Here is an 18472-nt window from a genome sequence, read left to right on the forward strand (position 1 = left end):
AAACGGACGTGGAGCAGGGCGTAAGACTAGCGTAAAGTTAGCAGTAGGCGACGAAGCGTCAACCCACCGAGAGAATAGATTTGAGCAATTAAGTTTATTCTAGTAGGAATCCTCGTGCATTTATGCCGAGGAGGATGTCAACACTGATAATTGTTCATCCTCTCAATGTAGAGTCATTCATTAAGGTAAAATGATAGTAGAGAAAATAAAAAAGGATCAAAACACATTAAACTATGACCTCAGATAATCAAAATAAGAAGTTAGAGGCAATGAAAAACTTTGCCGAACAGTATGCTAAACGTACAGATACATATTTTTGCGCCGATCCTTCTGTTACCGCAGTAGTTATTCAGGGTTTAGCACAACACAAAGAAGAATTAGGTGCGCCCCTTTGTCCCTGTCGTTATTATGAAGATAAAGAAGCAGAGGTAAAAAATACTTTTTGGAATTGTCCTTGTGTACCCATGCGGGAGAGAAAAGAGTGTCATTGTATGTTATTCATTACCCCTGATAATGAGTTTGCTGGGGAACAACAGGAAATTTCTTGGGAAGACTTACAGGGGGTTCAATAGTCTCTCTTCAATTATCCCCAAAAAAAGTTTAGAGACGTTTTCTCGAACGTCTCTGGTTAGATTTTAATCTTCGTGGTCTTCAAAAGGATCGTCTAATTGTGCAGAAGGAGGCCCGAAAGCGGTATATACTGAAAAGCCTGTGATTGCTAAAAGGGTAATAGCAATTGTAGAGGCAACGACTGTTGCGGTATCCATATATTTTTACTCTTATTTTTTTAATACTATCCTTTATTTTGACATTCCTTCTTAACTTTTCGCAATATTTCTCTTTTTCTTTGTATATGTAATGGAAGACAAAACAATTATCTTTGACTTTGATGGCACAATCGCTGACACTTTTTCTACTTTGGTGGAGATTGTTAATGGGTTGGCGTTGGAATTTAACTATCCATTGGTGGATGAAGTGGAGGTGGCTAGGTTAACCAATCTTAGTTCTAAGGATATTATTCGGCAGTCTCCCGTCAGTCTTCATAAGGTTCCTTTTTTGATGAAAAGAATAAAAAAGGAGTTAAATGGCAGGATCGCTTTTTTATCAGCTTTTGAGGGAATGCAAGAAACTCTTGCCCATTTACATGGGAAGGGATACACCTTGGGGGTGATTACTTCTAATTGGGAGGAGAGTGTAAGGGAGTTTTTCTGTCACAATGGATTGCAGGATTATTTTCAGTTTATTTATTCTAGTAATAATTTATTTGGTAAGCATCGAACGATTAATAGGGTAATACGTAATTGTGATTTATCTTTGGAACATACTTTTTATGTGGGGGATGAAACAAGGGATATTGTCTCGGCTAAAAAAAGTCATATTAAGGTAGTTGCGGTTACTTGGGGTTTTAATTCGGCGGAAATTTTGCAGGAGTATCAGCCTGATTTTATGATTAATCATCCCCAAGATTTGTTGATGGTGGTTGACAATGAACAATTAGAAATTATTTAATTATCAAAAAATCACGGGTTTAAAACCCCGCCCTTTAGAGCGTTCTGTGTTAGAGTTTAAAGTAGCTAGCTTAAATTGCTGCTAAAACAAAAGAAAAAAGAAACTTTTTGCGGTCGGTGCGCCCGTGAATAAACAGCCCAGTAATGGCGATCTGTCGGGGATTTAACTTTTCCAGTTAAATCTAGATAAAAGTCTAAATGGGAATCCCCTCGTCTTCAGGCAGGGGAGGTTCAATCTTCTGTCATGACTCTGAGGCGAACTAATTTTTCTCCTCCTTCATCAAGTTTTACTTCTATTACTTCGCTCGTCAGTCTTTCTAAACAGGTAAGGAGCGATCGCAAATTAGGACTACTAGAGCCTGTTTCCACATAAAGACGATCAGAAATACTACCTACTTTTTTCCAGAGGGTATAGAGTTTTGCCACATTTTGCTCTAGGTTAGTGGCTTGTTTTACTAAATCGGCGGTGATGCTGAGACAGTCTAGGCGCATGGCTTCATCTAGCGCCATTTCCAAATCTACGGGAGAGTCTCGGAGGGTTTCCACTTGGGAGGCGGAGTCAAGATATTTTGCCAAACTTTTGGCGGTGGAGGTCATTTTTTTGACGGTGTCAATATCAGGATTCTCTTCTACTTCTTTTTTGATGTCGTTAATTTGTTCATCGGATAGCTTTTCCATCTCTTTGATGAGGGGGGCAAGGTGTCGGGGGGGTAATGAGCCATCCACGGCTTTTTCTTTGACGTTGTCGGGCAGGTAGTCCGAATTCATTGCCGTATATTCATCGGTGAGTTGCTTTACTTCTCGGCGGGTGATGCGATCGCCATTTTGGGCTGCTTCACTAACCAATTTTTGTACTTCTGGCTCTGCTTTGGCGGTTTCAATGAAAGCCCTTTTACTAAAGTTTTGGATAGCATCAGGTTCTAAATTTCCTTCGGCAAGGAGAGTATCAGCACTATTAGCTAATTGAATGAGCGCATACGCCTGACTTTTACTTATTTCCCTGTTTTTTAACCAGTTGAGAAAACCTGCCCCTCTATTTTCGCCGCCAAATTTTTCCCTATCCCTTACGGCTCTTAAGATTCTACCACGCCATATATCCGTTTGCAGGTCGAAGCGATCGCACACTTTCCACACATCATCAACCTGTTGCTGAAAGTCATGTTCGGCAATTTCTTCATCCTCTGGATCTGGTAATTCAAACTCTAAATCCACAGGCATCGTGAGTGCCTCGGCGATTTCTACCGTAGAAGGAGCAACTTCGACCATCTTAATAATACTTCCTGACCTTGTAATCGTAAATTTGAGACTTTTATTAAAATATCATTTTTCCGCTGATCCTTACTATTCTTTTTTTCCTTGAAGTGCTAAAAGGCGATCGCCAAAAGCCGTATTTGTAAACAAAACCTTGTTATTGATTACCTGTTGCTAGTCACTCCCATGGTGTTTAACTTCTTTGTAGTGCCATCAGTAATAGAGACAATTTAGATAGTGTCACAGGATTTCAGCCAGAAAATTACCCTTTTTATAAAATAAAAACATCCTATTAATAAACATAAAAAAGGTTTAAAAAATGAAAGAACAAGTAAGTCAAAGCCATAGCTCCGCTTGGGTAATTCAAACATGGTTATCATTTATCATCTCCGTCAGCGTGACATCCATTGGAATTTTTTATATGCCTGTGGACTCTTGGATTAAAGCATTTATGGGTATGGGACTATTATTTTCCATCGGCTCCACCGTTAGCCTAACAAAAACTCAAAGAGATCTCCATGAGTCGAGTAGAATAATCTCTAAATTAGAAGAAGCTAAGGTAGAACGAATATTAGCAGAGCATAACAACAACATTTAACTTTTTTTTAATAAAAAATATACACAAAATTATCAAGTTTAATTCATAATGAAAGAACCTATTTTGGAAACAAAAAAATTATGAGCGAAACTAATGGCGTAATGATGCAGTATTTTCACTGGTATAGTGAACCCGATGGAAATTTATGGAAAGAAGTAGCCGAAAAAGCTCAAGAATTAGCCGACGTAGGTATCACTGCCCTATGGTTACCCCCCGCCTATAAAGGAACCGCAGGAGGTTATGATGTGGGTTATGGAGTTTACGATTTATACGATTTAGGAGAATTTGATCAAAAACAGTCCGTAAGAACAAAATACGGCACCAAAGAAGAATATCTTAACGCCATCAAAAAAGCTCAATCCGCTGGGGTGCATATCTACGCAGATATGGTCTTTAATCATCGTCTGGGGGCAGATAAATCTGAGGAAGTCAACGCAACCCCCTACAACCCCCAAAATCGCTATGAAGCCATGGGAGAGCAGAGAAACATTAAAGCATGGACTCATTTTACTTTTCCCGGTCGTAAAGGCAAATACTCTGATGCAGAATTACATTGGTGGTATTTTGACTCAGTAGATTACAACGCCTACGAAGGTGACGATGATAATGCCATTTATGTATTTGAAGGTAAATCTTTTGATGAGGGGGTTGATTTAGAGCATGGTAACTACGATTATTTGATGGGTTGTAATGTAGATTTTAGTTCCGAAGAGGTGAGGGAAGATATAAAAAAATGGGGTGAATGGTATATGGACACCACGGGGGTGGATGGTTTTCGTTTTGATGCGGTAAAACACATTGAGGCTACCTTTTTTGCTGAGTGGTTAAATCATTTACGGGAATATACAAAACAAGATTTGTTTGCGGTGGGGGAATATTGGTCCTATGAAGTGGAGGCACTACACCATTTTATAACCATTACGGATGGTCATGTGGCGTTATTTGATGCCCCTTTACATTACAATTTTGCAGCGGCTAGCAAGCAGGGAAGCGATTATGATTTAACTACAATTTTTGATAATTCCTTGGTAAAAAATGAACCGTCTTTAGCGGTTACTTTAGTTGATAACCATGACTCTCAACCTTTACAATCTTTGGAGTCGGTGGTGGAAGGTTGGTTTAAACCCCATGCCTATGCCCTAATTTTGCTTAGAAGGGAGGGTTATCCTTGTATTTTCCATGCTGACTATTACGGCGCCCATTACAAAGATAGGGGTAATGATGGGGAAGAATATGAAATATGGTTAGAAAGTCACAAATGGTTAATAGATAAGTTTTTGTGGGTACGCCAAAATTGTGCTTATGGGGAGCAATATGACTATTTTGATCATCCTAATACCATCGGTTGGACAAGGTTGGGGGATGAAGAACATCCGGGGGGAGTTGCGGTGGTGTTAACCAATGGGGAAGAGGGTTTTAAAAGGATGGAAGTGGGACAATCTAATTGTGAATATATGGATCTAACAGAGCATATTGAGCAACGGGTTACGACGGATGATAATGGCTGGGCGGATTTTCCTTGCCCTGCGGGTTCTATTTCCGTTTGGATTCCTGCTTCCTAGCTTTGCTTTCTGACATTGCTTAATTAAAATTGCTCCTTACCTTTTCCCGCAATCTAATATTTACGTTTTGTAACAAAGCTGAAGTTTGTTATTTTTTTAACCCCCGGACACTATTTAATATTTAAAATGGTGGAAAGATAAATTTTTATAATAAAAGATGATTAAATTAGCTAACAGAATTGCTCAGGTTAATGCTTCTATTACTTTAACGATTACCGCTGAAGCTAAGGCAATGAAGGCTCAGGGATTGGATGTGTGTAGTTTTAGTGCGGGAGAGCCTGATTTTGATACCCCTGCACACATTAAGGAGGCGGCTAAAAAGGCTTTGGATGAGGGTAAAACTAAGTATGGGGCAGCTATTGGGGAGTTAGGTTTGCGAGAGGCGATCGCCCATAAACTACAAACCAATAATAACCTAAATTATCAACCAGAAAACATCATTGTCACCAACGGGGGAAAACACTCGTTATATAACCTAATGATGGTATTAATCGAAGCAGGAGACGAGGTCATTATCCCTGCCCCCTATTGGTTGAGCTATCCTGAAATGGTAACCCTTGCGGGGGGAAAACCCGTCATCGTACCCACCACCGCTGAAAACAACTACAAAATCACCCCAGACCAGCTAAAACAAGCAATTACCCCAAAAACCAAGTTATTTGTTCTCAACAGCCCTTCTAACCCCACAGGGGCAGTGTATAGCCCAGAAGAAATCAAGGCTCTAGCCCAAATCATTATTGATTCGGATATTTTGGTTGTTTCCGACGAAATTTATGAAAAAATCCTCTACGATAATGCTACCCATCTAAGTATTGGGGCAGTTAATGAAGAAATATTTAAGCGTACCATCGTTAGTAATGGTTTTGCCAAAGCCTACTCCATGACAGGATGGCGAGTGGGTTATATCGCTGCCCCCACAGAAATAATTAAAGCCATGGTAAAAGTTCAAGGTCATAGTACCTCTAATGTTTGTACCTTTGCTCAGTACGGTGCGATCGCCGCCTTAAACTCATCCCAAGACTGTGTTAACACCATGCTAGAAGCCTTCACCCAAAGAAGAAAAGCAATGTATGAAGCCGTGAGCAGTATTCCCCATATCAGCACCCCCATTCCCCAAGGAGCATTTTATCTATTCGTAGATATTAGCACCACAGGATTAACTTCCCTCGACTTTTGTAAACAATTACTCCAAGAAGAAAACGTTGCCACCATCCCCGGTATAGCCTTCGGAGAAGATAAATGTATTCGCTTTTCCTACGCCACCGACATGACATCTATTAATAAAGGAATGGATAAATTTGCTCAATTTGTCAAAAGACTAACTTAATCATCCCCTAACAAGGGGTTTAAACCCCTTGCCACCAAAGTAACACCCTATCCAACCCCTAACACTAAGCCCCAATCATACTAAATCCGATTTACTTCTTAGCCTTAGGGTCAAAAATTTCCAACTCAGATAACCGAAAAGTAATTAACTTATCCCAATTACCCCCCTCAAATAAAACCGCAGCCTTACCATCAGAAACCCTCTGTACCAACCCTTGAAAATCATGGTAAATATCATCAGGGCTATTCACCTTAACCAATGAACCAGGTAAAATAATCATAATTATAAAAATCCTAAATAAACAATAAAAAAGGTAACAGAAGTGTTTAAACCACTGTCACCCATAACCTAACACCTAAAGCCTAGCACCTAGTACACCTCAACGTGCCAACGATGTTCTTTTTTCATTTGCTTACGCATCTCATCCCAATTTAATCCTCTTTTCTCCGCCTCAGCAGTAAAAGTTTCAGAAATAGGAGGCTCCATACCCTTCAAACCACACATATAAACATGGGTATTAGGTTTTTGGATTAATTCAAATAACTCGTCAGCATATTCGCTTACACGACTTTGAACATACATTTTTCCGCCATCTTCGGTTTTTTGTTCACGACTGATGGCATAGGTTAGACGGAAATTATCAGAATATTCCTCCGCCATTTTCTCCAATTCTTCTTTATAAAGAATATTTTGGGTGTAAGGAATACCGAAAACTAACCAAGCTAAACCTTTAAATTGATAATCGGGGTTTAACTCTCTTTCCTTAAACATACGCCATAAAAACGCACGGAAAGGAGCAATACCCGTACCCGTGGCTAACATAACAATGGTTGCATCCTCATCATCAGGTAAAAGCATTTCTTTACCCACAGGACCAGTAATCGCTACATCAGCACCTTCTTCTAGGTTACAAAGATAGGTAGAGCATACACCTTGTACGGTTTCTCCCTCTTCGTTTTGATATTCTAATTGACGAACAGACAAAGAAACTGTTTTATCGTCTAGTTTATCACCGTGACGGGTAGAAGCAATGGAGTAAAGGCGTAACTTATGGGGTTTTCCTTTTTCGTCTTCTCCGGGGGGAATGATACCAATACTTTGCCCTTCTAAATAGTGTAAATCTCCACCAGAAAGATCAAAAGTTAAATGGCGTACAGTACCACTACCGCCTTCGGCAACAAGTTCGTAATTTTCAATACATTTGCCCACAAAAGGATTTTTAGGACGGTATATATTGACAGGTACTTTTACCTCTTTTTTTTCTTTTTTTTCTTGAGCTTGAGTCATGGGTTTATTGTTCGTAGTTGTTTCAGAACTTGAACTTAGACTTTGAGCTTGAACAGGGGTATTAATACCGATGGGGGTAATGTTAACAATTTTCCCTCCAAGGCGATTAATCCGATTCATCTCCTGATTCATCCGAGAATAGGGAACTGTAATAAAAGTAGTTCCACTCTGACGAATAGGATAGTCTAAATTATTACTTCCTTGTTGAGAAATTCCAACAACTTCAAAGAGGAAACGACGTTCTTCGATGACAGAATCATTGGAAAAGGTTTTTACTGTATTAAATTTTTTCATTGATTGCGATTGCTAAACTCCTTACGCTGATTTTGCTCCTTTATTTATTTATTTTTCAGTTTCTGCCTCGGCTTCTTTAGCTTCAGCTTTTCCTACTAGGGGGGCAACGACACCGATGGGGGAAATGTTAACGATTGTACCCCCTAAACGGTTAATGCGGTTCATTTCCTGATTCATGCGAGAATAGGGAACTGCTAAAAAGGAATTTCCACTCTTACGAATGGCATATTCTAAGTTGTTGTCTCCCTGTTGGGAAATCCCTGAAACTTCAAATAAAAAGCGACGCTCGTCAACGGCGGTATTTTTAGCAAAAGTTTTTACAACCTTGGTATTTCTCATATCTTTAATATACTCCTGATGTTATTAAAGTAATCTAAAGTTTGTCTTAAATCGCTTACTATGTCAAGTTTTCACTACATAAGGGGCAGTTTTATCTTGATATTTTTAGGCTTGTATTAAATTTTACCAAAATTTGTGATGCTTAAATGTTGAGAGTTATTGAGGTTATCGCTTTTCTGATGCTTCAATGGGTTGCATCGTGATTACCATTGATAGCTGTAGATTGCTATAATTGTTCCTAAAAATTCTGGCATACCAAACTTGTAATTTACTATGAACATATCAGGCTGTTTTCAATTTCTTTTAGGGTTTATTATTGGCATGATTTTGTTTGGTGGAGGACTGGCTGGGGGGGCTTATTATTTTTTAACTATGGTATCGGGAGAGCCGAATAATCCTTTGGAGTTATTTGAGAGTGAGCAACCCCCGGAGGATGATACTACGGTGGCTGAAAATCCTGAACCTGAACCCGAGCCTGAGCCTGAGCCTGAACCTGAACCCGAGCCTGAAGAGGAAGAAGATAGCGATCTGCCAGAGGGGGCTTATCGTGCCACGGTTACTTGGTCAACGGGGTTAATTTTGAGGGGTGAACCCATGGAGGGTTCGGAGCGAGTTGGGGGTGTTGCTTATGATCAGGAGTTGATTATTTTGGGCAGGAGTAGTGATAATGGTTGGGATAGGGTCAGGGTTGTTAGTACGGGGCAAGAGGCATGGGTGAAGGCTGGAAATGTGAGCCGTATTGATTAGGTAGGGATGTAATGATTTATTGATAATTGTGATGGTTAAGGGATGCTTAAGGCTAATATGGGGTAAAGATACGCAATTCTCTACCCATGGTTTTATCTACAAATAATAAGTCAAGCTCCCAAAAGTTTATTGATAGTCGTAATGTCAATGTTATTCGTTTGTCTAATGGGTTGAGGGTAATCCATCAGGATATGCCCCATAGTTCGGTGGTAGTGGCGGATGTTTGGGTTGATGCGGGGGCAACGAAGGAGCCTGCGGGCTGGTGGGGGATGGCTCATTTTTTGGAGCATATGATTTTTAAGGGTTCTTTGAATGTGTTACCGGGGGAGTTTGATTATGTGGTGGAAAATAATGGGGGTTGTGCGAATGCGGCCACTAGCTATGATTATGCTCATTTCTTTTTGGTGACGGCGAGTAATTATATATCGGCGACTTTGCCCTATTTGGGGGAGATTTTGTTACAAGCTAATATTGCTGATGAGGAATTTTTTTTGGAAAGGGATGTGGTGTTGGAGGAGTTGAGGGGTAGTAATGATGATTATAATTGGTTGGGTTTTCAGGGTCTTTCTAGTTTAATTTATCCGAACCATCCCTATGGTCGTTCTGTGTTGGGGGATGAGAGTTTATTGTTGGCCATGACACCTAATCAGATGCGTTGTTTTCATAAAACCCATTATCAGCCTGAGCGGATGTCGGTGGTTTTGGTGGGGGATATTCGAGAAAAGGATGCGATCGCCCTTATTGAGGATTCTTTTGGTAGTTTTGGGGTGCGCTCTGAGTGTCCGCCCCTGAGTTTTGATAGTGAACCGCCCATGGTGGATGTTCGCCGTAAACAGTTATGCTTTCCCCGTCTCGAGCAATCTCGGTTAATGATGGGGTGGAGTGGCCCGGGTATTGATAATATTGAAGGGGCGATCGCCCTTGATCTGATTTCCATGATTTTAGCAGGGGGTAGAACATCCCGTTTAGTCCGAGAACTACGGGAAGAAAAACAATTAGTATTGGATATTAGCTGTGACTTTTCCTTACAAAAAGACTCTAGTTTATTTACTATTTCTGCTTGTTTATCATCACAAAATATCAACGAAATAGAAGATCTTATTCGCCAAGAAATTTACAATTTACAGACCAAACCTATCGAAGACAAAGAATTAGAAAACTGTAAAAAAGCCCTAATCCATGATTACATTTTCTCCACAGAAACCCCCGAACAATTAGCAGGGCTATATGGTTATTATCATGTTTTAAAAGATGCCAAATTAGCCCTTAAATATCCAGAAATATTAATGAATTTATCTTCCGATGAATTAAAATGTTACGCTTCTCAATACCTTTGCCCTGAATATTATGCAGTGTGTGAGTTACATGGCAGTTAATGATGGGTAATGGGTAATGAGTAATGGGTAATGAGTAATGGGTAATAGGCTTAAGCCCATTGCTGACTTTATCAACATAGATACAGTGTTAATTGTTCATCATCTTCTCTCCTCGAATGGATTTATCTAACAATTCCATGGGATGAAAAACAGAAATCCTATGACCTTGTTTTGCCAAGTGTTTAGTAATCTGTAAACTACAACCAGGGTTAGGAGATGCGATCGCCCTTGCCCCCGTATTTAGTAAATTACGAACTTTTTGCTCCCCTAATTCATCGGCAACATCAGGTTGTAACATATTATAAACCCCCGCACTACCACAACAAAGTGCCGCATCTAAAGGCTCTTTTAACTCAATATTGGGGATGAGATTAAGCAATTTACGGGGCTGTAAACTGATTTGTTGACCATGTAAAAGGTGACAGGCATCTTGATATACAAGGGTTAATTTATCCTCCGTAATGGCACTCAGAGGGGCGGTAAAATCAATTTCGGCGAGGAACTCTTGCACATCCCGAACCTTACTGACAAATTCCTCCGCTTTGGGTAAATATTCAGGGTCATCCGCTAAAATATGGGCATATTCCTTGAGGGTGTGTCCGCAACCTGCGGCGTTGATAATAATGTAGTCCACATCAGTATCGGCAAAACTATCAATCATTTGACGGGCAAAGGCTTGGGCTTGATTTTCTTGCCCCTGGTGCGCTGGAAGGGCAGAGCAACATCCTTGGGATGGGGGAATAACAACCTCACACCCATTGGCGGTTAACACCCTGACGGTAGCTTCATTCACGGAGTCAAAAAAGAGTCTTTGCACACAACCGAGGATAACTCCTACTCGATATTTTTTTTCTGTTTGGGCTGGTATGGTATAAGGATATTTTTTGTTAATGGTTTTTAGGTTAATTTTGGGCAAAATGGATTCCATCGCCTCGATGCGAGGAAAGGGTTTGAGGAGTTTTATTTTCCTGATGAGGGTTTGTAATCCTGATATTTGATATAGCCACAGTAGGGGTAAGAAAAAGCCTAGTCTTTTGGGGTAGGGAAAAAGGTTAAAAATTATGAAACGGAGAAATTTTTCCCATGGGTTTCGGGGTTGATTTCTTTCTACTTGGGGGCGTGTTTTGGCGATGAGTTGATCATACTGTACCCCTGATGGGCAGGTGCTTACACAGGCAAGGCAACCGAGGCAACTGTCAAAGTGTTGGGCGGTGGCTTCATTTAAACTGGCTTCCCCTTTGTTGATGGCATCCATGAGGTAGATTCTTCCCCGTGGGGAGTCCATTTCTTTGCCGATGATGCGATAGCTGGGGCAGGTGGAAAGACAAAAGCCACAATGGACACATTGATCGATTAATTCTTGGGATGGGGGGTTTTTGTAGTCAAATCCTGGTAAATTTTTGTCGTTGGTGACGGGAATTTGTGAGGGGTTGCTTACATTCATGGATGATTTTTTCACAGTGGTTGGCTGGGAATGTGTTTAAATTAATTATATCGAGTGATGTTTGTATTTTTGGGGTATCTTATGTTTTTGCAAGAGTTATTTTTTGTTTGTGAGGAAGCCTCTAAGCAACCTGTGGCTTTTGTGGGGGGTTTTGTGGCTGGGGTTTTACAGTTAGATATTCATGATGAGCCTTTATCTTCTTGGTTACAATCTAATGATTAGAAATTATAAATTGTAGGAATTTGACCCCCCCTAACCCCCCTTAATAAGGGGGGAATTTAAATTAAATTAATTATCAATTAAAAAAAGATGGCAGAGGCAAGTAATAATTTTCGGGTTGAAAAAGATAGTATGGGTGAAGTACAGGTGAAGGGCGATCGCCTCTGGGGTGCGCAAACTCAGCGCTCGTTACACCATTTTTCTATCGGGGAGGATATGATGCCCATGGAAGTTATTCGGGCGTTTGCTGTCCTCAAAAAAGCCTCTGCCTCAGCTAACCGTGATTTGGGTTGTTTAGATAAAGAAAAAGCGGATTTAATTGCGATCGCCTGTGAGGAAATTTTGGCAGGGAAATGGGATGATCATTTTCCCTTATATGTATGGATGACGGGCAGTGGCACTCAATCCAATATGAATGTGAATGAGGTTATCGCTAACCGTGCTATTCAAATGGTGGGCGGTGAATTGGGGTCAAAAAATCCCATCCATCCTAACGATCATGTTAATATGTCCCAGTCTTCCAATGATACCTTTCCCACGGCCATGCACATCGCCAGTGCGATCGCCCTTAATAACCGTTTAATCCCCAAAGTAACCAAATTAAGGGATGCCCTACACCAAAAAGCCCAAGCATGGCAAGACATTATCAAAATCGGTAGAACCCATTTACAAGATGCCGTACCATTAAGCCTCGGACAAGAATTTTCAGGGTATGTAGGGATGCTCGATGATAACCTACAACGCCTTAACAACATTTTACCCGAAATCTATCAATTAGCCCTCGGAGGCACCGCCCTAGGTACAGGAATCAACGCCCCCAAAGGCTTTGCCGAAAAGTCTGCCCACTACATCGCCCAACAAACGGGATTACCCTTCATCACCGCCCCCAACAAATTTACCGTCATGGGTTCCCATGATGCCATGGTAATGTTAAGTGCCACCCTCAAAACCCTGGCTTGTTCCCTTTACAAAATCGCCAACGATATACGCTTACTTGCCTGTGGCCCTAGGGCAGGATTAAACGAGCTAGAATTACCCGCCAACGAACCCGGTTCATCTATAATGCCTGGTAAGGTAAACCCCACCCAGTGCGAGGCTTTAGCCATGGTGGCGGTGCAGGTGATGGGCTATGATACCGCCGTTAGTTTTGCAGGGGCTAGTGGCTATCTGGATATGAATGTATATAAGCCCATGATTATCTACAACATCATTCAGTCCATCAAAATTTTGTCCGACAGTTGCAACAACTTTACTGATTTTACCGTTAAAGATATGCAACCTAATAGAGATAGAATCAATCAACTGGTCAATCAATCTTTGATGTTAGTAACCTCCCTAAGTCCTGTCATTGGATACGATAAAGCCTCAGAAATTGCTCATCTTGCCCACCATGATAATTTAACTCTCAAGGAAGCCACTTTAAAACTCGGTTACTTGAGTGCAGAGGAGTTTGATAATTGTATTGATTTAAATAAAATGGCTTATCCCCATCAATAACTAAATTCCTAACAAGGGGTTTAAACCCCTTGCATGCACCATATATTTTCTAAGTTTTACAGATTAGGATGAAGTACGATTACGAATCCATTAATTAAACTAATCACCAATCAGACAGTTTTCTAACTGTTGTTTAATCAAATCATGATCTAAATCTTGACCGATAAAAACGAGCTTATTACCTTTTTTTTGTCCTTCCTTCCATGTATCGTCCTCAATGGTAAATCTTTTACCGCTAAGATGGAAAATATGACGATCTGCACTCTCATGAAACCATAATATTCCTTTAGCACGGAAAACATTGGCCGATAGCTGATTATCGAGGAAATATTGTAACTTACGAATGTAAAAAGGTTTATCACTCACAAAAGATACAGAGGTAAAGCCATCGTTATCTAGGTGATGGGAATGGTGTTCATGATCATGATCGTGATGGTGTTCATGACTATGGTTATGATGCCCATTATGATCTTCGTGATCATGGTGATGATGGTCATGGTTATGATTATGCTCTTTTTCTTCCTCAGTGTCAAAATATTTGTCTGATTCAAATAAACCCACACTCAAAACTAGGGGTAAAGGCACTTTAGAATTCGTGGTACGCATCATCCTAGCATCTGTTTTCATTTCCTTGAGTCGATTTTCGAGATTATCTACCACATCAGAGCTAACTAAATCAGTTTTATTGAGGATGATAATGTCACCATAGGCAATTTGACTATAAGCTGCTTCACTGTTGAATAAATCAAGGCTAAAGTTAGCACAATCAACTAAAGTAATGATAGAGTCTAACCTTGTCATTTCCCTTAATTCTGTACCTAAAAAGGTCATGGCAACGGGCAAAGGATCTGCAATTCCCGTAGTTTCTACCACTAAATAGTCAATTTTTTCATCTTTTTCTAATACTTTGTAAACAGCATCAACTAAGTCGTTATTAATATTACAACAAATGCAACCATTACTAAGCTCGATCATGGTTTCATCACTAGAAACAATCAAATCATTATCGATGCCAATTTCACCAAATTCGTTTACCAGTACGGCGGTTTTTACCCCCTGCTGATTCTCTAAAATATAGTTTAATAAAGTTGTTTTTCCACTGCCTAAAAATCCTGTGATAATCGTTACGGGTAAGCCTCTTTTGGGTGCATCTAGTGCAGAGGAAGGTTGGTTGTTTTGTTCTACTACGCTCATATATAAACTAAATGGGAACTTAAGTTTGATTTTGTTACCTGACTTTGATCATATCCTATCGTTATTCCTTGGGGGATACGGGTATTTAAAATAATGAGGTTTTATGGTGCGGTAGGATATATTATTATTATCGTTATTATTGGTTGTTAAATGTCATTATTCGATTGGTTTGATAATTTGAGAAAATCCGAACCTGAGATAAAGCCCCAACAGGAAAGAGAAATTGCGGATGGTTTATGGACAAAATGCCCTAGTTGTGGTGTTTTAAGCTATACAAAGGATTTACAGGGCAATAATATGGTATGCTCAGAATGTGGTCATCATATGATGGTTAATAGTAATGAAAGAATCGAGCAGTTAGTTGATCCTAATACTTGGGAAACTTTAAATCATCATTTACAACCGACTGACCCTCTAAATTTTGTAGATCGTAAGGCATATGCCGATCGCATTAAGGAACTACAACAAAAGGTTAATCTAAGCGATGCTGTACAAACAGGAAAGGGCTTAATTGACGGTTTACCTTTTACCCTAGGGGTGATGGATTTTCGCTTCATGGGCGGTAGTATGGGCTCTGTGGTAGGGGAAAGATTGACTCGTTTAATTGAATATGCCACTGCCAACGGTTTGCCTGTAATCATCGTCTGTGCTTCTGGGGGTGCAAGGATGCAGGAGGGGATGTTAAGTTTGATGCAGATGGCGAAAATTTCTGGGGCGCTAGAACGTCATAAACAAAAAAAATTGTTATATATTCCTATCCTCAGTCATCCCACTACGGGGGGAGTTACGGCAAGTTTTGCTATGTTAGGGGATTTGATTTTGGCGGAGCCGGGTGCTACCATTGGTTTTGCGGGAAGACGGGTAATTGAACAAACTTTACGGGAAAAGTTACCTGATGATTTCCAAACTTCGGAGTATTTATTAAAACATGGTTTTGTGGATGCCATTGTGCCTCGTACTCAATTGAAAAAAACCCTCGCTAATTTAATTAGTCTTCATCAACCTTTTTATCCTGTCAATACCCCTAGCCATTACGAAAATTCTAAGGTGTCAGAAACCTTGGCTAATGTAAATGCTGTCTAAAACAATTCTTTTGCACCCTTGCGAGATATAATCAGCTTTTGCACAAGCTAAAAGCAAATTGTCCCCAGAATAAAAAATAAGCATACAATGCCTAAAAAAGGTTTAATTGTCCATTATCCATTATCCATTATCCGTTGTCTTCTGTTTTTTTGTGCTATTTGGCTGACGGTGATGATGCCTTGGGTTGGTTATTCTCAACCTGCTTCTGGGGATGAAATTCGGGGGGTTTGGCTGACGAATGTTGATAGTGATGTTTTGTTTAGTCGTGAAAATACCCAAGGTGCGATCGCACTTTTAGCCGATGCCAAGTTTAATACCCTTTATCCCACCGTTTGGAATTGGGGCTATACCCTTTATCCTAGCCAAGTTAATCAAAAGGCAACGGGAGTAATATTAGATCCTACGGAGGGCTTACAAAATAGGGATGTATTACAGGAAATTATTGAGGAAGGACATAAAAAGGATTTACGGGTAATACCTTGGTTTGAATTTGGCTTTATGGCGCCTGCGGATTCTTTACTGGTAGAAAAACATCCCCATTGGCTTACCAGACGCATAGATAAAACGGAGGTATGGTTAGAAGGGGGTGTCCATGAAAGGGTATGGTTAAATCCCCTCCATCCTGAAGTACAAGGGTTTATAAGTGATTTGGTGTTGGAAATTGTCCGCAACTATGACATTGATGGCATCCAATTTGATGATCATTTTGGCTATCCTTCGGAATTGGGTTATGATCCCTATACCGTCAGATTATACCGTCAAGAACATGATGGCAAGTTACCCCCTCCCAATGCCCTGAATGCTGAATGGGTACAATGGCGGGCGGATAAGATAACAGACTATTTGCAAACTCTCCATAGCCAAATTAAGGCCATTAAGCCTGATGTTATTGTGTCTATTTCTCCGAATCCCCAAGAATTTTCCCTCGAACAATATTTACTAGACTGGGCAAAATGGGAAAAAATGGGTTTAATTGATGAATTAGTTTTACAGGTTTACCGAGATAATATGGTGGCTTTTAATCGAGAAATTGCTCAAGGAGACATTAAAAGGGCTAAAAATAATATTCCCAGTGCGATCGCACTTTTGAGCGGTTTAAAAGGGAGACAAGTACCGCTAGATATGATAAAACAACAAATTAATCGTACCCGTGCCGAAAATTATGGGGGAGTATCTTTCTTTTTTTATGAAAGTTTATGGAATTTTGGACCCGAATCAAAAGAAGAGAGAATTAATTTTTTTAAAGAGATGTTTTCTTAACATAAAAATAGGGAATATGCAAGTTTTTTTTAGATAAAAATTGAAGTATAATTTTATTTCTTAAAGGCACAAATAAAAAACGTCAAAGCTAAAAAAATAAAATGCCCGAAATATCACCCATCCTATTAACAATTACCATTTTAATTTTAACCCTCATCGCATTTATTTGTGAGTGGTTGCCCGTGGACTTAACCGCCCTTTCTGTGGCTATTGTGTTGATGATATTTGGGTTAGTATCCCCCAATGAAGGAATATCAGGATTTGGAAATTCTGCCACTATTACCGTGATGGCAATGTTTATTCTGAGTGCGGGAATTACAAAAACAGGAATTTTAAATATCGTCAGAGATTGGCTAATAAAATGGGGTGGAAACCATCCTTCTCGACAAATTTTTGTCATGGGTGGCATAGTAGGAACTATCAGTGCTTTTATTAATAATACAGCCGTAGTAGCAATTTTTTTGCCGATAATTGAACAGTGGAGTAAACAAACAAAAGTATCTATTTCTAAACTATTAATACCCCTTTCTTTTTCGACAATTTTAGGAGGATTAGTTACTTTAATTGGTACTTCTACTAATATTTTAGCTAGTGGTGTGGCGGTGCAATTGGGTTATCCTGAATTTACCATTTTTCAGTTTACAAAATTGGGCTTACCCGTTTTTCTAATTGGTTTGTTATACCTTAGCTTTTTTGCTCCTCGAATTTTACCTGCCCGTAAACCTGCGGGGGGAGAGTCTTTAAGTGAAAATTATGAAATTAAAGACTATGTAAGTGAGATGATTATTCCCCCTAATTCTAGTTTAATTGGGCAAACTTTACGCAGTAGTCAAATTCAGCGAAAATTTGATTTAGATGTATTAGAAATTATCCGTAATGACACTCATTTTGCCCCTCCTTTAGCCGATAAAATTTTATCAGTGGGGGATATTTTACTCGTCAGAAGTAGCCGTACTAATTTACTGAATATTAAAGACGAAAGGGGGGTGGAAATATTAGCTGACTTTAAATTTAGTTCTAATAATTTAGGGGATAGTGATGGGATACAAGAGGAAAAAATTGCGGAGGTTTTAATCCTCTCTAACTCTCGGTTAATCGGTGCTACTTTAAAGGATTTAAGATTTAGACAACGTTATAATGGCACGGTTTTAGCTATTAGAAGGGGGCAAGAATTAATTAGGGAAAGATTGGGAAAAACCCCCCTCAAATTTGGTGATTTATTGTTGATACAAGCCCCTAAGGAAAGTTTTATTGGTTTACAAACCACCAGGGAATTATTGGTTTTGGAGGAAAAAGACAGGGAAGGTTTACGCACTGACAAAGCTACCATCGCCCTTACCATTATTATAGGGGTAATTGCGATCGCCGGGCTAGACTTAGCACCAATTTTGGTTACTAGCTTGACGGGGGTTGTATTAATGGTTATCACTGGTTGCCTGAAGCCGGGGGAAATTTATGGGGCGGTGCGTTGGGATATTATTTTTCT

General features: G+C 39.8%; 19 protein-coding genes. 12 read left to right on the forward strand and 7 right to left on the reverse strand.

Going from position 1 to position 18472, the window contains the following annotated elements; translation table 11 throughout:
• The first annotated feature begins 233 nt into the window (after positions 1-233).
• Positions 234-572 carry a ferredoxin-thioredoxin reductase catalytic domain-containing protein gene (locus tag ACXITR_RS13470; protein WP_457997739.1) on the forward strand — a complete coding sequence of 113 codons (339 nt, stop codon included), beginning with the start codon at positions 234-236 and terminating at the stop codon, positions 570-572.
• A gap of 63 nt (positions 573-635) precedes the next feature.
• On the opposite strand, the gene psbN is transcribed toward ACXITR_RS13470, so the two are convergent.
• Positions 636-767 carry a photosystem II reaction center protein PsbN gene (gene psbN, locus ACXITR_RS13475; RefSeq protein ID WP_069791747.1) on the reverse strand — a complete coding sequence of 44 codons (132 nt, stop codon included), beginning with the start codon at positions 765-767 and terminating at the stop codon, positions 636-638.
• Between the two features lie 91 nt (positions 768-858).
• Here psbN and ACXITR_RS13480 point away from each other — a divergent pair, with 91 nt between their 5' ends.
• Complete coding sequence (locus ACXITR_RS13480; protein ID WP_457997740.1) at positions 859-1509, forward strand: HAD-IA family hydrolase; 651 nt, start codon at positions 859-861, stop codon at positions 1507-1509.
• 230 nt (positions 1510-1739) lie between these two features.
• On the opposite strand, the gene ACXITR_RS13485 is transcribed toward ACXITR_RS13480, so the two are convergent.
• A complete protein-coding gene (locus ACXITR_RS13485) occupies positions 1740-2774 on the reverse strand; it encodes a hypothetical protein (RefSeq protein WP_457997741.1) in 1035 nt (344 codons plus the stop codon).
• A gap of 304 nt (positions 2775-3078) precedes the next feature.
• Here ACXITR_RS13485 and ACXITR_RS13490 point away from each other — a divergent pair, with 304 nt between their 5' ends.
• The 3 genes from ACXITR_RS13490 to ACXITR_RS13500 all read left to right on the forward strand — a co-directional run bounded on the left by ACXITR_RS13490 (position 3079) and on the right by ACXITR_RS13500 (position 6246).
• Positions 3079-3357, forward strand: coding sequence for a YiaA/YiaB family inner membrane protein (locus tag ACXITR_RS13490; protein ID WP_457997742.1), 279 nt, complete (start codon positions 3079-3081; stop codon positions 3355-3357).
• Positions 3358-3437: 80 nt separating this feature from the next.
• Positions 3438-4919, forward strand: a complete 1482-nt coding sequence (locus ACXITR_RS13495; RefSeq protein WP_457997743.1) for an alpha-amylase — start codon at positions 3438-3440, stop codon at positions 4917-4919.
• Between the two features lie 157 nt (positions 4920-5076).
• On the forward strand, positions 5077-6246 hold the full coding sequence (locus ACXITR_RS13500; RefSeq protein WP_457997744.1) for a pyridoxal phosphate-dependent aminotransferase: 1170 nt from the start codon (positions 5077-5079) through the stop codon (positions 6244-6246).
• Between the two features lie 91 nt (positions 6247-6337).
• Here ACXITR_RS13500 and ACXITR_RS13505 read toward each other — a convergent pair whose 3' ends face one another.
• The 3 genes from ACXITR_RS13505 to ACXITR_RS13515 form a co-directional block, all read right to left on the reverse strand.
• Complete coding sequence (locus tag ACXITR_RS13505; protein WP_457997745.1) at positions 6338-6526, reverse strand: NAD(P)H dehydrogenase subunit NdhS; 189 nt, start codon at positions 6524-6526, stop codon at positions 6338-6340.
• A gap of 89 nt (positions 6527-6615) precedes the next feature.
• The gene (gene petH, locus ACXITR_RS13510; RefSeq protein WP_457997746.1) at positions 6616-7827 is read right to left on the reverse strand and encodes a ferredoxin--NADP reductase; all 1212 of its coding nucleotides are present in this window, start codon (positions 7825-7827) and stop codon (positions 6616-6618) included.
• A gap of 48 nt (positions 7828-7875) precedes the next feature.
• Entirely contained in the window at positions 7876-8166 is a 291-nt protein-coding gene (locus ACXITR_RS13515; RefSeq protein WP_457997747.1) for a phycobilisome linker polypeptide, read from the reverse strand.
• Between the two features lie 273 nt (positions 8167-8439).
• Between ACXITR_RS13515 and ACXITR_RS13520 the strand changes: the two genes are divergently transcribed.
• Entirely contained in the window at positions 8440-8913 is a 474-nt protein-coding gene (locus ACXITR_RS13520) for an SH3 domain-containing protein (RefSeq protein ID WP_457997748.1), read from the forward strand.
• An 86-nt stretch (positions 8914-8999) separates the two neighbouring features.
• Positions 9000-10289, forward strand: coding sequence for a M16 family metallopeptidase (locus ACXITR_RS13525; RefSeq protein ID WP_457997749.1), 1290 nt, complete (start codon positions 9000-9002; stop codon positions 10287-10289).
• A gap of 88 nt (positions 10290-10377) precedes the next feature.
• Here the strand turns inward: ACXITR_RS13525 and ACXITR_RS13530 are convergent, their stop codons facing one another.
• On the reverse strand, positions 10378-11733 hold the full coding sequence (locus tag ACXITR_RS13530) for a (Fe-S)-binding protein (protein WP_457997750.1): 1356 nt from the start codon (positions 11731-11733) through the stop codon (positions 10378-10380).
• 81 nt (positions 11734-11814) lie between these two features.
• Here ACXITR_RS13530 and ACXITR_RS13535 point away from each other — a divergent pair, with 81 nt between their 5' ends.
• Positions 11815-11955: a hypothetical protein gene (locus ACXITR_RS13535; protein WP_457997751.1), complete on the forward strand. Its 141-nt coding sequence runs from the start codon at positions 11815-11817 to the stop codon at positions 11953-11955.
• A gap of 87 nt (positions 11956-12042) precedes the next feature.
• Positions 12043-13449, forward strand: a complete 1407-nt coding sequence (gene fumC, locus ACXITR_RS13540) for a class II fumarate hydratase (protein WP_457997752.1) — start codon at positions 12043-12045, stop codon at positions 13447-13449.
• Positions 13450-13548: 99 nt separating this feature from the next.
• Here fumC and ACXITR_RS13545 read toward each other — a convergent pair whose 3' ends face one another.
• Entirely contained in the window at positions 13549-14643 is a 1095-nt protein-coding gene (locus tag ACXITR_RS13545) for a CobW family GTP-binding protein (protein WP_457997753.1), read from the reverse strand.
• 150 nt (positions 14644-14793) lie between these two features.
• Here ACXITR_RS13545 and accD point away from each other — a divergent pair, with 150 nt between their 5' ends.
• From accD to ACXITR_RS13560, 3 genes are all read left to right on the forward strand, one after another.
• Positions 14794-15726 (forward strand): acetyl-CoA carboxylase, carboxyltransferase subunit beta, encoded by a 933-nt coding sequence (gene accD, locus ACXITR_RS13550; RefSeq protein WP_457997754.1) that lies wholly within the window; start codon positions 14794-14796, stop codon positions 15724-15726.
• Positions 15727-15813: 87 nt separating this feature from the next.
• The gene (locus ACXITR_RS13555; RefSeq protein ID WP_457997755.1) at positions 15814-16986 is read left to right on the forward strand and encodes a glycoside hydrolase family 10 protein; all 1173 of its coding nucleotides are present in this window, start codon (positions 15814-15816) and stop codon (positions 16984-16986) included.
• A gap of 101 nt (positions 16987-17087) precedes the next feature.
• Positions 17088-18472: SLC13 family permease (locus tag ACXITR_RS13560; protein ID WP_457997756.1), on the forward strand; the 1385-nt coding region annotated here is incomplete at its 3' end.

The organism is Cyanobacterium sp. (assembly GCF_054166785.1).

Excerpts from the sequence above, each read along its gene's own strand:
- petH (WP_457997746.1), bottom strand. The coding sequence starts at position 7,827 with ATGAAAAAATTTAATACAGTAAAAACCTTTTCCAATGATTCTGTCATC.
- ACXITR_RS13520 (WP_457997748.1), top strand. The coding sequence starts at position 8,440 with ATGAACATATCAGGCTGTTTTCAATTTCTTTTAGGGTTTATTATTGGC.
- psbN (WP_069791747.1), bottom strand. The coding sequence starts at position 767 with ATGGATACCGCAACAGTCGTTGCCTCTACAATTGCTATTACCCTTTTA.
- ACXITR_RS13515 (WP_457997747.1), bottom strand. The coding sequence starts at position 8,166 with ATGAGAAATACCAAGGTTGTAAAAACTTTTGCTAAAAATACCGCCGTT.
- ACXITR_RS13470 (WP_457997739.1), top strand. The coding sequence starts at position 234 with ATGACCTCAGATAATCAAAATAAGAAGTTAGAGGCAATGAAAAACTTT.
- ACXITR_RS13490 (WP_457997742.1), top strand. The coding sequence starts at position 3,079 with ATGAAAGAACAAGTAAGTCAAAGCCATAGCTCCGCTTGGGTAATTCAA.
- ACXITR_RS13535 (WP_457997751.1), top strand. The coding sequence starts at position 11,815 with ATGTTTTTGCAAGAGTTATTTTTTGTTTGTGAGGAAGCCTCTAAGCAA.
- fumC (WP_457997752.1), top strand. The coding sequence starts at position 12,043 with ATGGCAGAGGCAAGTAATAATTTTCGGGTTGAAAAAGATAGTATGGGT.
- ACXITR_RS13495 (WP_457997743.1), top strand. The coding sequence starts at position 3,438 with ATGAGCGAAACTAATGGCGTAATGATGCAGTATTTTCACTGGTATAGT.
- ACXITR_RS13485 (WP_457997741.1), bottom strand. The coding sequence starts at position 2,774 with ATGGTCGAAGTTGCTCCTTCTACGGTAGAAATCGCCGAGGCACTCACG.
- accD (WP_457997754.1), top strand. The coding sequence starts at position 14,794 with ATGTCATTATTCGATTGGTTTGATAATTTGAGAAAATCCGAACCTGAG.
- ACXITR_RS13525 (WP_457997749.1), top strand. The coding sequence starts at position 9,000 with ATGGTTTTATCTACAAATAATAAGTCAAGCTCCCAAAAGTTTATTGAT.
- ACXITR_RS13505 (WP_457997745.1), bottom strand. The coding sequence starts at position 6,526 with ATGATTATTTTACCTGGTTCATTGGTTAAGGTGAATAGCCCTGATGAT.
- ACXITR_RS13545 (WP_457997753.1), bottom strand. The coding sequence starts at position 14,643 with ATGAGCGTAGTAGAACAAAACAACCAACCTTCCTCTGCACTAGATGCA.
- ACXITR_RS13500 (WP_457997744.1), top strand. The coding sequence starts at position 5,077 with ATGATTAAATTAGCTAACAGAATTGCTCAGGTTAATGCTTCTATTACT.
- ACXITR_RS13480 (WP_457997740.1), top strand. The coding sequence starts at position 859 with ATGGAAGACAAAACAATTATCTTTGACTTTGATGGCACAATCGCTGAC.
- ACXITR_RS13530 (WP_457997750.1), bottom strand. The coding sequence starts at position 11,733 with ATGAATGTAAGCAACCCCTCACAAATTCCCGTCACCAACGACAAAAAT.
- ACXITR_RS13555 (WP_457997755.1), top strand. The coding sequence starts at position 15,814 with ATGCCTAAAAAAGGTTTAATTGTCCATTATCCATTATCCATTATCCGT.